14 protein-coding genes are annotated in these 14,594 nt (G+C 69.8%); 1 reads left to right on the top strand and 13 read right to left on the bottom strand.

Annotated features, from left to right (window positions below; translation table 11 throughout):
• Positions 1-83 precede the first annotated feature (83 nt).
• From VA596_RS03725 to VA596_RS03780, 12 genes are all read right to left on the bottom strand, one after another.
• On the bottom strand, positions 84-1,805 hold the full coding sequence (locus VA596_RS03725) for a S8 family serine peptidase (protein WP_323323611.1): 1,722 nt from the start codon (positions 1,803-1,805) through the stop codon (positions 84-86).
• A gap of 86 nt (positions 1,806-1,891) precedes the next feature.
• Positions 1,892-2,890: an ABC transporter ATP-binding protein gene (locus VA596_RS03730; RefSeq protein ID WP_323323613.1), complete on the bottom strand. Its 999-nt coding sequence runs from the start codon at positions 2,888-2,890 to the stop codon at positions 1,892-1,894.
• A complete protein-coding gene (locus VA596_RS03735) occupies positions 2,883-3,878 on the bottom strand; it encodes an ABC transporter ATP-binding protein (protein WP_323323615.1) in 996 nt (331 codons plus the stop codon). The genes VA596_RS03730 and VA596_RS03735 overlap by 8 nt, the downstream gene beginning before the upstream one ends.
• Before the next feature lie 6 nt (positions 3,879-3,884).
• The gene (locus tag VA596_RS03740) at positions 3,885-4,838 is read right to left on the bottom strand and encodes an ABC transporter permease (protein ID WP_323323617.1); all 954 of its coding nucleotides are present in this window, start codon (positions 4,836-4,838) and stop codon (positions 3,885-3,887) included.
• The gene (locus VA596_RS03745; protein WP_323323619.1) at positions 4,831-5,760 is read right to left on the bottom strand and encodes an ABC transporter permease; all 930 of its coding nucleotides are present in this window, start codon (positions 5,758-5,760) and stop codon (positions 4,831-4,833) included. Before VA596_RS03745 ends, VA596_RS03740 begins: the two co-directional genes overlap by 8 nt.
• Positions 5,761-5,865: 105 nt before the next feature.
• On the bottom strand, positions 5,866-7,494 hold the full coding sequence (locus VA596_RS03750) for a peptide ABC transporter substrate-binding protein (RefSeq protein ID WP_323323620.1): 1,629 nt from the start codon (positions 7,492-7,494) through the stop codon (positions 5,866-5,868).
• A 342-nt stretch (positions 7,495-7,836) separates the two neighbouring features.
• The gene (locus VA596_RS03755) at positions 7,837-8,790 is read right to left on the bottom strand and encodes a Ppx/GppA phosphatase family protein (protein ID WP_323323622.1); all 954 of its coding nucleotides are present in this window, start codon (positions 8,788-8,790) and stop codon (positions 7,837-7,839) included.
• A gap of 27 nt (positions 8,791-8,817) precedes the next feature.
• On the bottom strand, positions 8,818-9,975 hold the full coding sequence (locus VA596_RS03760) for a lytic transglycosylase domain-containing protein (protein WP_323323624.1): 1,158 nt from the start codon (positions 9,973-9,975) through the stop codon (positions 8,818-8,820).
• Positions 9,976-10,126: 151 nt separating this feature from the next.
• Entirely contained in the window at positions 10,127-10,636 is a 510-nt protein-coding gene (locus VA596_RS03765) for a DUF501 domain-containing protein (protein ID WP_323323626.1), read from the bottom strand.
• 24 nt (positions 10,637-10,660) lie between these two features.
• Positions 10,661-11,023, bottom strand: a complete 363-nt coding sequence (locus VA596_RS03770) for an FtsB family cell division protein (protein ID WP_323325629.1) — start codon at positions 11,021-11,023, stop codon at positions 10,661-10,663.
• Positions 11,024-11,229: 206 nt separating this feature from the next.
• Complete coding sequence (eno, locus tag VA596_RS03775; protein ID WP_323323628.1) at positions 11,230-12,516, bottom strand: phosphopyruvate hydratase; 1,287 nt, start codon at positions 12,514-12,516, stop codon at positions 11,230-11,232.
• 96 nt (positions 12,517-12,612) lie between these two features.
• A complete protein-coding gene (locus tag VA596_RS03780) occupies positions 12,613-13,059 on the bottom strand; it encodes a VOC family protein (protein ID WP_323323630.1) in 447 nt (148 codons plus the stop codon).
• 72 nt (positions 13,060-13,131) lie between these two features.
• Here VA596_RS03780 and VA596_RS03785 point away from each other — a divergent pair, with 72 nt between their 5' ends.
• The gene (locus VA596_RS03785; RefSeq protein ID WP_323323632.1) at positions 13,132-13,533 is read left to right on the top strand and encodes a tetratricopeptide repeat protein; all 402 of its coding nucleotides are present in this window, start codon (positions 13,132-13,134) and stop codon (positions 13,531-13,533) included.
• 304 nt (positions 13,534-13,837) lie between these two features.
• On the opposite strand, the gene VA596_RS03790 is transcribed toward VA596_RS03785, so the two are convergent.
• The gene (locus tag VA596_RS03790) at positions 13,838-14,584 is read right to left on the bottom strand and encodes a lysozyme family protein (protein WP_323325631.1); all 747 of its coding nucleotides are present in this window, start codon (positions 14,582-14,584) and stop codon (positions 13,838-13,840) included.
• Positions 14,585-14,594 lie beyond the last annotated feature (10 nt).

The raw sequence follows: 14,594 nt of genomic DNA on the forward strand, positions 1-14,594 counted from the left end.
GGGGAGTACACGCACGAACGCGCCGAAAGGTTGACGCGAAAACGGCCCGCCTCCCGAAGGGAAGCGGGCCGTTCGCTCAAGCACTACTTCAGGTACTGCGACCCGTGGGTCACCGCCGTGTAGGCGTCTACGGCGCCGTGGCCGTAGAAGCCGTTGAACGACGGGTCGCCCTGGCAGGTCGCGGTGAACGTGGCGTCGCGACCCTCGTCCAGGTAGTCGACCGTGCGCGGGACCGGGCAGGCGATCGGCGACGCCGTGCCCTCGAGGACCCGCTGGACCTTGTCCGGGTCCAGGCCGAAGTCACCGTGAGTCTTCTTGCCGTACTGCGAGACGATCAGCGCCGCGACGCCCGCCGCGTGCGGGGTCGCCATCGACGTGCCCTGCAGCCACTGGTAGTAGCCGACCCGGCCGTCCGCCGCCGTCGCCTTCTGGACGCCCGCCGCGACACCGGCCGGCGTCACGTTGCCCGCCTCGTCGATGTTGCCGTCGGCGAGGGCGACGTTCTTCGGGTACGTCGAGAGGATCTCGTTCTCGACCGTGCGGAACCACGGCGTGCCGAAACCGTCGCGGAAGTAGCCGCCCGGCGCGGAAACCGAGATCTGCTCGGTGCCGTAGTTCGAGTAGTCCGCCTTCGCCTGCGACGGCCCGAACGCGCTCACGCCGATCGTGTGGTTGCCCTCGACCGGCAGGCTCAGGCAGCTCGAGTTGTCGACCGTACGCGGGTGCGTCGTGTTGGCCGGGTAGTCCGGGCTCGTGGTGTCGGGCTGCGGCGCACCCAGGTCGGTGTGCTGGTTGCCCAGCGCGACCACCATGGTGACGCCCTTCTTGTGCGCGTAGTTCAGCGCGCGCTGCGTCGCCTCGATGATCGTGCGCTGCTCGGCCTGTTCCGCGGCCGAGTCGGCCGGGTTCGCCGTGCAGTTGTACAGCCACGGGTCGGTGTAGAACGACATGTTGACCACGTCGATGCCGGCGTCACCGGCGTAGGTCAGCGCGTCGACGGTCGGCTGCAGGAAGAAGTAACCCGAGTCCTGGCCGGCGCGGATGTTCACCAGCGTCACGTTCGGCGCGACGCCCGAGACGCCGAAGCCGTTGGCCGCGGCGGCGATGGTGCCGGCGACGTGCGTGCCGTGCGCGCCGTCGTCGTGGTTGACCGGGTCGACGCAGCCGCGGAACTCGCACGGGCCGTCGACCTCGACGCCGTTGACGTCGAACGGGATGTCCTTGACGAAGTTGCGCGAGTCGGCCGCGTCGAAGTTCGGCGCGATGTCCGGGTGCGTGCCGTCGACGCCGGTGTCGATGATGCCGACCTTGACCTGCTTGCTACCCGGCTGCTTGGTGCGCGAAAGGTCCGATCGGACGGACTTGAGGCCCCAGAGCTGGTCGTCCAGCGGGTCCATCCCGACGGCCTTGTTCGCGGCGGCCTTCTTTGCGGCGGCGCCGCGGCCTTCCTTCTCGACGTTGTTGTTCTTGGCCTTCTTGCCGTCCTTCGGCACCGAGCCGATGACCTGCGCCTTGGCCGCGCCGAACACGGACCGGTTCGCCGAGACGCGCTCGGTGAAGCCGGTGGCCGGGGCGCTGGCCTTGATCAGGCCGACCGCGGAGTTGGTTTCCAGCACCGTGCCACCCGCGTCGCGGATCGCCTTCTGCGCGCTCGCGACGCTCTGGACGTCCTTGGCGAGCACGGTGAACTCGGTCGCCGGGCCGGCCAGCGCGGGCTGCGCCGACGCGGCCGGGACCGCCACCGCGCTGATCGCCCCGAACAACGGGACGACCAGCACCGCGGCGAGAAGCCTGGGTCTCTTCACTTTTCTCCTCCTCGGAAAGCGGTTGCTGCTCCGCACCCCTCGGACCGTATAGATCGGACATTGTGGTTACAACGGCCAAACGTACGTTACGGAACAACCGACTTCTGTTCGGCGAAGTGACATGCTGACAAGTGCCCGTCGGTCCGGGGCACCAGCTCCGGGATCTCCTCGGCGCAGCGGTCCTGCGCCTTCCAGCAGCGTGTCCGGAACCGGCAGCCGGACGGGGGATCCAGCGGGCTCGGGACGTCGCCCTCGAGCCGGATGATCTGCCGCTGCCCGCGCACCGACGGGTCCGCCACCGGCACCGCGGAAAGCAGTGCCTGGGTGTACGGGTGGGACGGTCGCTCGTAGATCTCTTCGTCCGTGCCGATCTCGACGATCTTGCCGAGGTACATCACCGCGACCCGGTTGGACAGGTGCCGCACCACCGAAAGGTCGTGCGCGATGAAGACGTACGACAGCCCGAACTCGTCCTGCAGGTCGCCCAGCAGGTTCATCACCTGCGCCTGGATCGAGACGTCCAATGCGGACACCGGCTCGTCGCAGATGATCACCTTGGGCCGCAACGCCAGCGCCCGCGCGATGCCGATGCGCTGGCGCTGCCCGCCGGAGAACTGGTGCGGGTAGCGGTTGAGGTGCTCGGGGTTGAGCCCGACCACCTCCAGCAGCTCCTGCACCTTCTTCGCCCGCGAGCCCTTCGGCGCGACGTCGGTGTGGATCTCGAACGGCTCGCCGACGATGTCGCCGACGGTCATCCGCGGGTTCAGCGACGTGTACGGGTCCTGCAGCACGATCTGGATCTCGCGCCGCAGCTTGCGCAGTTCGTTGCCGCGCATCGAAAAGATGTCGCGCCCTTCGAACTTCGCGGTGCCGCCGGTCGGCTCCTCCAGGCGCATCAGGACCTGCGCCAGCGTCGACTTCCCGCAGCCGGACTCGCCGACGACGCCGAGGGTCTCGCCGGGCATCAGGTCGAACGAGACGCCGTCGACCGCCTTGACCTGGCCGACCGTGCGCTTGAACAGAATTCCGGTGCGGACGGGGAAGTACTTCTTCAGGTCGGTGACGGAGAGAATCGGGTCAGGCACGGGAGTTCACCACCTCTTCGGCGAAGTGACACGCGCTGGTGCGGCCGAAACCGATGCCGCGCGACGCCGGGACGTCCGTCGCGCACCGGTCTTCGGCCCGCTTGCAGCGCGGGTGGAACGGACAGCCGGGCGGGACGTCGAGCAGGCTCGGCGGCAGGCCCTTGATGGTCTCCAGCGTCTGTCCCTTGAGGTCGAGCCGGGGCAGGGAGTCCATCAGCGCGGCGGTGTACGGGTGGGCCGGCGCCCGGAACAGCTCGACGACGTCGGCCTGTTCCACGATCCGGCCCGCGTACATCACCGCGATCCGGTCCGCGACCTCGGCGACGACCCCGAGGTCGTGCGTGATGAGCACGAGCCCCATCTGCCGTTCCGCCTGGATCTCGCCCAGCAGGTCCATGATCTGGGCCTGCACGGTGACGTCGAGCGCGGTGGTCGGCTCGTCGGCGATGAGCAGGTCCGGGTCCAGCGCCAGCGACATCGCGATCATCGCGCGCTGGCGCATCCCGCCGGAGAACTGGTGCGGGTAGTCCTTGATCCGCCGGTCGGCGGCCGGGATGCGGACGATGTCCAGCAGCTCGATCGCGCGCTTGCGCGCGTCCTTTTTGGACATTCCAAGCCGTACGCGCAGCTGTTCCTCGATCTGGAACCCCACGGTGAACACCGGGTTCAGCGCGGAGAGCGCGTCCTGGAAGATCATCGCGATCTCGCTGCCGCGCACCTCCTGGCGGCGGTCGTCGGACGCGGTCAGCAGGTCCTCGCCGCGCCAGCGCACGGCGCCGCCGGTGATCACGCCGGGCGGCATGTCGAGGATGCCCATCACGGTCTGCGCGGTGACGCTCTTGCCGGAGCCGGACTCGCCGAGCACCGCCAGGGTCTCCCCGGCGTGCACCGAGTAGCCGACGCCGTTGAGCACGTTCGCCACGCCGTCGGACGTCCGGAACTCGACGTGCAGATCCTCTACTTCGAGCAGGAGTTCGTTGTCGGACAAGGGGATCTACCTCGACTTCGGATCGAGCGCGTCGCGGATGCCGTCACCCAGCATCACGAAGGCCAGCACGGTCAGGGTGACGAAGGCACCGGGGAACAGCAGCATGTGCGGGTCACTGCGGAAGTAGTCCCGCGAGTCGCTGATCATCACGCCCCACGAGATCACCGGCGCGCGCACGCCGATGCCGAGGTAGGCCAGCGTCGCCTCGGCGCCGATGAACGCGCCGAGCGCGATGGTGGCGTACACCAGCACCGGCGCGAGCGTGTTCGGCAGCAGGTGCCGGAAGATGATCCGCGGGGTGCTCGCGCCGAGGCCGCGCGCGGCCTTGACGTAGTCGAGCTGCTTGGCCACCAGCGTCGCCGAGCGCATGATGCGCATGGCCACCGGCCAGCTCAGCACCGCGATCGAGCAGACCACCTGGACGATGATCGTGACCGCGCCCGGGTTGGTGCCGGGCGCGTTGAACGTCGTCAGGATGACGATCGCGCCGAGCACGAACGGCAGGCCGGCGAAGATGTCGCCGAAGCGCGACAGCAGGCTGTCGACGAACCGCCCGTAGTAGCCGGCGAGGATGCCGATGAGCGAGCCGAACAGGACGGTCAGCAGCGTCGAGAACACCCCGACCAGCAGCGACGCGCGGGTGCCGTAGATCGTGCGCGCGTAGACGTCGGCACCCTGGTTGTCGTAGCCGAACCAGGCGCCCGCGGACGGTCCTTCGTTGGCGTGGGCCAGATCGCTGAACCCCGCGTCGCGCGAGCTGAACAGGCCGGGCGCGATCGCGATCACCACGATGACCAGGATGATCACCGCCGACGCGACGAACGCCGGCTTGCGGCGCAGCTGGCGCCAGGCGTCGGCCCACAGGCTGCGGGGTTTCTGCGTGCCGGCGGCGGAGTCGTCGACGCGGGACAGCTCGGCCGCGTCGGCCCCGCCGCCGCCCACCAGGTTCGGGTCAGTCATAGCGGATCCTCGGGTCGAGAACGGCGTAGAGCAGGTCGACGATCAGGCTCATCAGCAGGTACACCAGCACCAGCAGGACGACCACGCCGACGACGGTGGCGCTCTCCCGGTTCTGGATGCCGCGGAAGATGAGCCCGCCCAGGCCGTTGATGTTGAACACGCCTTCGGTGACGATCGCGCCGCCCATCAGGGCGCCGAGGTCGGTGCCGAGGAACGTCAGCACCGGGATCACCGAGTTGCGCAGCAGGTGGACGCCGACGACGCGGCGGGTGGGCTGGCCCTTCGCGATCGCCGTCCGGACGTAGTCGGCGCGGCGGTTTTCGGCGATGCTCGTCCTCGACAGCCGGGCGACGTAGGCCATGGACAGGCTGCCCAGCGCGATGCCGGGCACGATCAGCTCGCCGACGCTGGGGTTGTCCGACACGCTGGCCTCGATCAGGCCGAGGCCGTTGGTGCCCAGGACCAGCTGCAGCACGATCGCCGTGACGAACACCGGCAGCGAGATCAGGAACGTGGTCGAGACCAGCACCAGGTTGTCGAGGAAACCCTTGCCGCGCAGGCCGGTCAGCACGCCGGCGGCGAGGCCGATCACGGCTTCGATGACCACCGCGACCACGGCCAGGCGCAGGGTGATCGGGTACGACGTCGCGATGAGCTCGCCGACCGAGGTGCCGTTGAAGGTTTCGCCCCACTCGCCGGTGAACAGGCTTCCGAGGTACTTGACGTACTGGACGAACAGGTTGTCGTTCAGGTGGAACTTTTCGGTCATCTGGGCGACGTACGCCGCGGGGCAGGCCGTCTGCCCGCACTTGCCGGCGAACGGGTCGCCGGGCACGGCCCAGACCAGCACGTAGATCAGGAACGTGGTGCCGAAGAAGACCGGGATCAGCTGGAGCAGCCGTCGAAGGACGTAACGGATCATGACGAGTTCCTAGTGCGCGCCGGCCGTCGTGAGTGGGAAACAGTGTTAGAACACCGTTTCCCACTCACGACGGCGTGGTGGTGGTTGCGGCAGATCAGCGCGGCACTACTTCTTCAGGACCTCGATGGACGAGTAGTCCGGCATGCGGCGGAAGTCCAGGCCCGCCGACTTGAGGTTCTTCGACTTCGCCGCGACGCCCTTCTCGTCCCACACCGGGATCGAAGGCAGGTCCTTCGCGATCAGGTCCTCGGCCTGCTGGTACAGCTTGACCGCGGCGTCCTTGTCCGCCGTGGCGTCGGCCTGGGCGAGGGCCGCGTCGACCTGCGGGTTCGAGTAGTCGGAGTCGTTCGAGGACCCGCCGGTCTTGTAGATCGGGTTGAGGAAGTCCTCGATGGACGGGTAGTCCGCCGACCAGTCCGACCGGCCCATGCCCGTCAGCTTCTTGCCGTTCACGATGCTGCGCCACTGGCCGAAGTCGGTGGCCGGCACGAAGTCGCACTCGACGCCGAGGGTGTTCTTGATGCTGTTGCACGCCGCGACCAGCGGTTCCTTGCGGCCGCCGTCCGCGTTGGACGCGATGGTCAGCTTGCCCTTGAAGCCGGACTTCGCCAGGGCTTCCTTCGCCGCGGCCGGGTCGAACTTGCAGAACTGGCAGACACCGGCGCGAGCGCCCGGGATGCCCTGCGAGATGTAGCCGTCGGCCGGCACGTAGGTGTCGTTCATGACGGTCTTGGTGATCTGGGCCCGGTCGATCGCCATGGAGATCGCCTTGCGCAGTTCGAGGTTGTTGTAACCCGGGACGTAGTACGGCACGGCGATGGTGCTGATGCCCAGCAGGTGGCCGGTGACCAGGCGGTCGCCGAGGTCGGCCTTGTACTTGCCGCCCGCGACGGCCGACGGCGGCAGCGCCTCCATGAAGTCCAGGCGCCCGCTCAGGAGGTCCTGGTAGGCCGTCTCCTGGCTGGAGTAGATCTTGATGTCGAGGTCCTTGAACTTGACCTTGTCGTCACCCTTGTAGTCGTCGAAGCGGGTGAGCTTGATGTCCTGGTTCGGCGACCGCGAGACGAACTTCATCGGGCCGTTGCCGATCGGGTGCGCCGCGAAGCCCTTGGGGTCCTTGAAGAACGAGTCCGGCAGCGGCGCGAACGCGGTGTACCCGACCTTGATCGAGAACACCGAGAACGGCGCGTCCAGCGTCACCTGGAACTCGTAGTCGCCCTTGGCGACCAGGCCGGACATCTTGTCCGTGGCCGGCTTGGCGTTCTCGTCCGCGGGGTGGACGTCCTTGTACCCCTGGATGTTCGAGAAGAAGTCGGTGTTGAGCTGCCCGTTCGGGGCGTAGGCGCCGTAGTTCCAGGCGTCGATGAAGTTGTGCGCCTTCACCTCGGTGCCGTCGTGGAACTTCCAGCCCTGCTTGATCTTGATGTCGTAGACCTTGGAGTCGGTCGTCGTGATCGAGTCGGCCATCAGGTTGAACGGCTGTGCGTCCGCTCCCTTGAAACCGACCAGGGTGGCGAACATCGGCTGGATCGCCTTGGTGCCGCCCAGCTCGTTGGTGTTGGTGGGGACCAGCGAGTTCTCCGGTTCGGTGCCGTAGATGCTCACCGAGCCGTCCGGGTTCGTCCCGCCCGCGCCCGCGGAGTCACCCGATGACCCGCCGCCACAGGCGGCGAGCACCAGTGCCAGCGTGGTCACCACCGCGGAACTTCCCCAGAGCCTGCGCGAACGACGCATGATCCCCTCCACTATCCGGCTGTCCGAAAGATGGGACGCACGCTATCGGGGGCGGCGAAGCCGATCACAGGACTGCGGTGTTGCAAATGTGTGACGACCGTCAGGACCACCTGGTTGGAGCACAACAAAGGTTGGAATTCGGATACTCCGGACGGCCTAGCGCGGACGCCGGGTCATCGGGTGCTCACCGAGGGTTGGCCGCGAATTCCGTTGCGGCACAAGCTCTTTCAGGCATGCGAACGGGCGGCGGTGGCCTGGACCACCGCCGCGGGCGCGTCACCACGGAGTTACTGGTTGTGACTGGTCTGGACGAGCGAGTTCCGCTCTTCGGCGGCCACCGGATCAGACGAGGGAGAGCGCGATGCCGTCGAGGATGTCGTGCTCGCTGACCACCAGCTCGGTCGGGCCGCCGCGGGCCGCGAGCTGCTCGGCGAGGGTCTGGACCACCACGGCGCCGCCGCCGATCACATCGACTCGGCCCGGGTGGATCACCGGGTTGGCCGCGCGGGTGGCGTGGTCCGCGGCGAGCAGCTCCGACGCGAGCCGGTCGATGTCCGCCGGGCCGAGCTTGGACAGGTGGACGCGCTCGCTGTCGTACTCCGGCAGCCCGAGGGCGATGGCCGAAAGCGTGGTCACCGTGCCCGCGACACCCACCCACGTGCGGGCGCGCGAGACGTCGACGACGTCGAACGCCTCGGTCAGCACCTTCCCGGCCAGGTCCCGCGCGGCGGAGATCTCCTCGGCGGTCGGCGGGTCGCTCTTGAGGGCGCGCTCGGTGATCCGGACGCACCCGATGTCGACGGACTTCGCGGCGAGGACCTCGGCCTTGCGGCCGTCCCAGGTGCCGAGGACGAGCTCGGTCGAGCCGCCGCCGACGTCGACCACGACGAACGGGCCGTCGTCCGGGTCCTGCTCCCCGACGGCGCCGGTGAAGCTGAGCCGGGCCTCCTCGTCCCCGGAGATCACTTCGGCCTCGGTGCCGAGGGTCTCGCGGGTCATGCGGAAGAACTCGTCGCGGTTGCTCGCGTCGCGGGTCGCGGAGGTGGCGACCATGCGCACCTTCTCGGCGCCCTTGCGGCGGGCCGCGATCGTGTAGTCGGCGAGCGCGGCCCTCGTCCGCTCCAGGGCTTCCGGAGCGAGCCTGCCGGTGGCGTCGACCCCCTGGCCGAGCCGGACGATCCGCATCTCGCGGTGCAGGTCGCGCAGGTCCACCGTGCCGTCGTGGCGCGGGGTCAGCTCGGCGACGAGCAGGCGGATGGAGTTGGTCCCACAGTCGATCGCGGCAACACGAGGCATGCGATCACCCTAGCTGCCACGGACTTCTCAGCTGGTGGGTGCCAGCGTGGTCGTGGTCAGGGTCTGCGACGTGCTGATCGAGATGACGACCTCGCCGCAGCTCGGTGTCGTCGTCGGCTTCTCGGACGTGGTGCTGGTGGGCGGCGGAGTCGTCGTCGGCGACGGAACCGTGGTGATGCTGATCTCCGTCGTCGTGGTCTCCGTCGTCGTCGGCGAGGCGCACGGCGGTGCCGTCGTGGTGCCCGGCGGCGGCGTGGTGGAGGTCGTCGGCGGGCTCGTCGGCGTCGTCGTGGGGACCGGCGGGGGCGGGACCGACGGCGGCGGGGGCCCCAGCGCCGCGTTGGGCGCGCCGATCGGGACCGTGCTGTCCGGGACCTGCATGATGCCGCTGCGGTACGCCCCGGCCCAGAGGATCACCGTGTTCACGTACGTGTCGGAGTTGTTGTAGCGGTGGATCGCACCGCGCAGCTGGTCCGGGTTCGTCAGATCGAAGCCGCCCGAGCAGAGGTAGCGGCCGGTGGCCAGGGCCGCGTCGAAGATGTTGTTCGGGTCGGACTTGCCGTCGCCGTTGCCGTCGGAGGCGTACCCGCGCCAGGTCCCCGGGATGAACTGGGTCGGGCCGACCGCGCGGTCCCACACCGGGTCCGTGTCGAGCAGGCCCTGGTCGGTGTCCGGGATCGCGGCGAAGCCGCCCTGGCCGTTGAGCTCCGGGCCGAGGATCGGCTCGCGCGTGGTGCCGTTCGCGTCGACGTACCCGCCGCGGGCGTGGTTGGACTCGATGCGGCCGATGCTGGCGATCAGGGCCCAGTCGATGTGGCACGCGGGCTGTTCGCGGCCGAGGATGTCGGCGGCGTTGTGGTACGCGGCGAGCGCGGTGGCCGGGATGCCGAGGGGGCCGTCGGGGAGCTCGTAGGCCGGCAGCGGCAGCGGGATGGGCGCGCCGGGGAGGGTGCCGTCGACGGCGATCTGCTCGAGGGCGGCGTGCCCGGGGTCGTAGCCCTGGCCGAGCGCGGCGTCGCGGGTGTGGTCACCGCTCCCGCCGAGCCAGCCGAGCGTGACCGCCCCGGCCACCAGCGCCGGGATCACCGCGAGGACCCCGGTGATCAGCGGGTACGCGCTGCGGTGGCGGATCCCGAATCTTCGGGTGTAGCTCCCGACTGCGTCAGGCAGTCGCCGCACGCGCATGACTCGAAACCCTCCTGGCCGGACCGGTCCCCACCCTCGGGTGACAGCCTGCCGTACCCGGGGCGCGGTTTCACCCCTTCGGGAGTCGGGATCTTCCCGAACCGGGGATTTAGCTCACCCAGCCCAGTTATCTCTTCACAGCCCGCGTTCGTTACTCGGCACACTCTCCCGCGGGCCACCCGTTCGCTTTAAGGAGCTCCAGCGTCTCGTCACCGAACGGATTCACCCCGGGACCGACCGCGAGCGAGTGGGCGACGTGCACGTGCAGGCACTTGACGCGCCCCGGCATGCCGCCGGCGGTGACCTGGTGGCCGAGGGGCTCGATCGCGTCCCGCTCGGCGAGGTACGTCTCGTGGGTGCGCTGGTACCGCGCGGCCAGCTCGGGATCCGCCGAGAGCCGCTCGGTCATCTCCTTCATGATCCCGGACGCCTCGATCGTGCCGATCATCGAGTTCAGCTTCGGGCACGTGAGGTAGTAGAGCGTCGGGAACGGGGTGCCGTTCTCCAGCCGCGGGCTGGTCTGCACGACGGAGGGGTGCCCGCTCGGGCACCGCGCGGCCACGGCCCGCAGCGCCCGCGGCGGCCGCCCGAGCTGCTCCGCGATGATCTCGCGGTCGGCGTCGGTGACGGGCTCGAACCGGTGCTGCTGCGTGCTGTTCACGCGCTCAAGGTTAGTGCGTGGGATTCAGCCGCCGGAGACCTGGTTCCAGAGGTTGTCGTACCAGGAGCCGTCCGGGACCTGCTGCTGTCCCGACGGCGGGACCGCGTCCGGCGCCTTGTCCTCGGGCAGCTGGACGATGTACGGCGTCTCGCCCGGCTTGACGTACCGGAGCCGCCGGCGGGCCTCCGCCTCGATCTGCGCCGGGTCGCTCAGCTCGGCCTTGCGGCCCTGGAGCTGAGCGACCGTCTGCTGCAGCAGCGCCTGCTGGGCCTGCTGCTGGCGGATTTCGGTCCGCTGGGAGAGGTACGTGCGCAGCGGCACGGCGATGGTGAACGCCAGCGCGCACACCACGATCGCCACCACCGCCGCGCGGCGGGTGGTGGACATGCCGAGCACCTTCGCCGCACCCGACGCGCGCTTCTGCGCCAAGCCCCGGCGCAGCCGGGCCCTGGTCGTCTCCGCGTCGCCGGTGCGGCGGGCCCGCGCCGCCTCGGGACGGCGAGCTCGCGCCGACCCGCCGACCCGCGTGGCACCGCCACCGGCGGCGCGGCTGCCGCCCCGGCTGCGTGGTGCCCTCCCCCGGTCCGCCATGCTCAGCCCTCGGCGCTGAACCGCGGGAAGGCCAGCTCGCCGGCGTACCGGGCGGCGTCACCGAGGGTCTCCTCGATGCGCAGCAGCTGGTTGTACTTGGCGATCCGCTCGCCGCGGGCCGGGGCACCGGTCTTGATCTGGCCGACGCCGGTGGCGACCGCCAGGTCCGCGATGAACGTGTCCTCGGTCTCGCCGGAGCGGTGACTCATCATCGACTTGTAGCCGAACGACGTGGCCAGCGAGATCGCGTCGAGCGTCTCGGACAGGGTGCCGATCTGGTTGACCTTCACCAGCAGCGCGTTCGCGGCGCGGCGGGTGATGCCCTCCTCGAGCCGGTCCGGGTTGGTGACGAACAGGTCGTCGCCGACGATCTGGACCTTTTCGCCGACCTCGGCGGTCAGGGTGACCCAGCCGTCCCAGTCGTCCTCGCTCAGCGGGTCCTCGATGGAGACCATCGGGTAGTCGCGGATCAGCTCGGCGTAGTACGCCGACATCTGCTCGGCGCTCTTCTTGCTGCCCTCGAAGGTGTACGCGCCGTCGGCGAAGAACTCCGTCGCGGCGACGTCGAGCGCGAGCGCGACGTCGCGGCCCGGTGCGTACCCGGCCTTCTCGATGGCCTGCAGGATCAGGTCGAGCGCCTCGCGGTTGTTCGCCAGGTTCGGCGCGAAGCCGCCTTCGTCGCCCAGGCCGGTCGAAAGGCCGCGGCCCTTCAGCACCGACTTCAGCGAGTGGTAGACCTCGGCGCCCCAGCGCAGGGCCTCGCGGAAGGTCTCCGCGCCGATCGGCGCGATCATGAACTCCTGGACGTCGACGTTGCTGTCCGCGTGCGAACCGCCGTTGAGGATGTTCAGCATCGGGACCGGCAGCACGTGCGCGTTCGGCCCGCCCAGGTAGCGGAAGAGCTCCAGCTCGGCCGACTCGGCGGCGGCCTTCGCGACGGCGAGCGAGACGCCGAGGATGGCGTTCGCGCCGAGGCGGGACTTCGACGGCGTGCCGTCGAGGTCGACCAGCTTCTGGTCCACGATCCGCTGGTCGACGGCTTCGATGCCGACCATCTCCGGGCCGATCTCGTCCAGCACCGCGGCGACCGCGCGCTCGACGCCCTTGCCGTTGTAGCGGCCGGTGTCGCCGTCGCGGAGCTCGACCGCTTCGTGTTCGCCGGTGGACGCACCCGACGGGACCGCGGCCCGCGCCAGGGTGCCGTCGTCGAGAGCCACCTCCACCTCGACGGTCGGGTTGCCACGCGAGTCCAGAATCTCGCGCGCGCCTACCTGCTCGATGAGAGCCACGCCATGCTCCTCGGTGCGTCGTGCCTGCGGTAACGAGGTCAGCCTAGCCGTCACCGCAGTTCACCCGTTGGAGGCACGGCCGGTAGCGAGGGGTCTTCAGTCGCCCGCGCGGACCGCCTGCCAGCCCGGCGGCAGCTCGACCGTGTCGGACGTCTGCTGCCAGAACGTCCAGCTGTTGCCGCCGAGATCCGCGACGGTGAACACCCGCGCGCCGTAGGGCTGGTCCTGAGGCGGTTCGAGCTCGCCCTCCTCGCCGAGCGCCGACTCGACCCGCTCGTGACAGGCGTCGACGTCGTCCACGTACAGGATGTTGAGCTGGCCGACCGGGCTGTCGACGCCCTTCGCCTGCCAGTAGTCCGGGCCGACGCCCGCGATCTGGATCCGCGCTTCGCCCGCGCGGAGCGTCGCCTGGAAGACCTCGCCCGCGGCGTCGCAGAAGCGGACCTCCTCGGTGAACCCGAAGACCCTGGTCAGCCAGGCGAGGGCCGCGGTGGCGTCGGCGTAGTAGAGGTAGGGCGCCAGGCCCCGGTACCCGCTGCTCATGGCGCCAGAGTCCATCACGTCCCGTTCACGGACGTGTGTTAGCCCCTCTCCCGAGGTAAAGTCGGAGTGACCATGACGGACGCCGCAGCTGCTTCGCAGCCTCCCGAGGAGTCGCGGTTCCATGCCTTCCGCCAGGCCGAAGAGCTCGTCGGCCGCCGTCGCCCGCTCGACGCGCTGAAGGCGTTGCAACCGCTCCTGGAATCCGAAACGGACAAGCCTTCGGTGCACTTGCTGGCCGGCCGCGCGTACTTCCACTCGGCGCAGCTGCGCCGGGCCGAGCAGGCGCTGACCCGGGTGCTGGAGCTGGATCCGACGGACCACTACGCCCGCTTCCTGCTCGGCCGCACCCTGCAGCGCCTCGGCCGGTTCGTCGAGGCGCTGGCGCAGCTGAAGATCGCTTCGGCGATGAACCCGGTGCCGGAGTACCTGGAAGCGATCAGCGAGGTCAAGGCGCACATCGCCCTCCGGGACTGAGGTCCTTCGGAAGGACCACGACCAGGGCCGGAGGACCGTACTTTCGGCTGATATCTGCGGGCCCCTCGGCCGATCCGCGCGCACCCGGTTCCGGGGGAAGCTGGTTCCAGACCGAACAGGGAGGAACCGGAAATGTCGATCTTCGCCACCTTGGGTGCGTACGCCGGGTTGTTGCTGCTGGTGCTGATGGCCGTGACACCGCTGTTCGCCGACCGCGAGCTGTGATCGACGCGAGCTTCCGCCGCGTCGCGCGCCGGGCACGTCTTGGCCGCATGCCCGTCGGCGACGCCGCGGAGCCCTCGCGTCAGGGTGCGACGCTCGCCTCCGCGTAGGCGTCCGCCGCGCTGAAGACGTCCTGGCCGTACGTGACGGCCGAGTTGTAGAACAGCACCGCGCGCCACCAGCCCGCCGGCGTGCCCAGGTCGTCGCCGCCCGAACACAGGTAACGCGCCGCCGTGAAGGCCGTGTCGTCGATGTTCTGGGGGTCGGGCGTACCGCCGTCGCCGTTGGCGCGCTCCTGGTACTTCTTCCACGTCGCCGGCGGGAACTGCAGCGGGCCGATCAGGTGGTCCCACGACTTGTCGCCGTCGAGCTTGCCGCCGTCGGTGTCGTGCACCGCCGGCACGCCGGGCGAGCCGTCCAGCGGCGGGCCGACCACCGGCATCACCATCCGCCCGTCCGGCCGGATCGCCGAGAGGTCGAACTTCCCGCGCTCGGCCTCGACCCGGCCGATGCCCGCGAGCGTCGCCCACGAGAGGTGACACGACGGCTTCTGCCGCTGCATCCACATCTCCGCCCGGCCGTACGCCGAAACCACGCGCGCCGGGATGTGCGTCTTGCCCGCGACCCTGGCCGCCCACGCGTCGAGCTCGGCCTGGTCGGACACCGCCGGCCGGTCGACCGGCGCGGCGAGCCCGGCCCGCGGCGACTCCGCGCCGGCCTGCGGGCGCTGCTGCGGGATGGCCAGCGCCGGCTGGACCGGCGGGGGCTCCGCGGGCGCCTTCGGGTTCCGGACGCCGATGGTGAGCACCAGGACCACGCCGGCGACCACGAGGACCACC

This window comes from Amycolatopsis heterodermiae (assembly GCF_034929455.1).
Classification (GTDB): domain Bacteria; phylum Actinomycetota; class Actinomycetes; order Mycobacteriales; family Pseudonocardiaceae; genus Amycolatopsis; species Amycolatopsis heterodermiae.

What these genes read in the sequence shown, in the direction of transcription:
- VA596_RS03740 (WP_323323617.1), bottom strand. Translation starts at nt 4,838, where the DNA reads ATGACTGACCCGAACCTGGTGGGCGGCGGCGGGGCCGACGCGGCCGAG.
- VA596_RS03745 (WP_323323619.1), bottom strand. Translation starts at nt 5,760, where the DNA reads ATGATCCGTTACGTCCTTCGACGGCTGCTCCAGCTGATCCCGGTCTTC.
- VA596_RS03750 (WP_323323620.1), bottom strand. Translation starts at nt 7,494, where the DNA reads ATGCGTCGTTCGCGCAGGCTCTGGGGAAGTTCCGCGGTGGTGACCACG.
- VA596_RS03755 (WP_323323622.1), bottom strand. Translation starts at nt 8,790, where the DNA reads ATGCCTCGTGTTGCCGCGATCGACTGTGGGACCAACTCCATCCGCCTG.
- VA596_RS03760 (WP_323323624.1), bottom strand. Translation starts at nt 9,975, where the DNA reads ATGCGCGTGCGGCGACTGCCTGACGCAGTCGGGAGCTACACCCGAAGA.
- VA596_RS03770 (WP_323325629.1), bottom strand. Translation starts at nt 11,023, where the DNA reads ATGTCCACCACCCGCCGCGCGGCGGTGGTGGCGATCGTGGTGTGCGCG.
- VA596_RS03780 (WP_323323630.1), bottom strand. Translation starts at nt 13,059, where the DNA reads ATGAGCAGCGGGTACCGGGGCCTGGCGCCCTACCTCTACTACGCCGAC.
- VA596_RS03785 (WP_323323632.1), top strand. Translation starts at nt 13,132, where the DNA reads ATGACGGACGCCGCAGCTGCTTCGCAGCCTCCCGAGGAGTCGCGGTTC.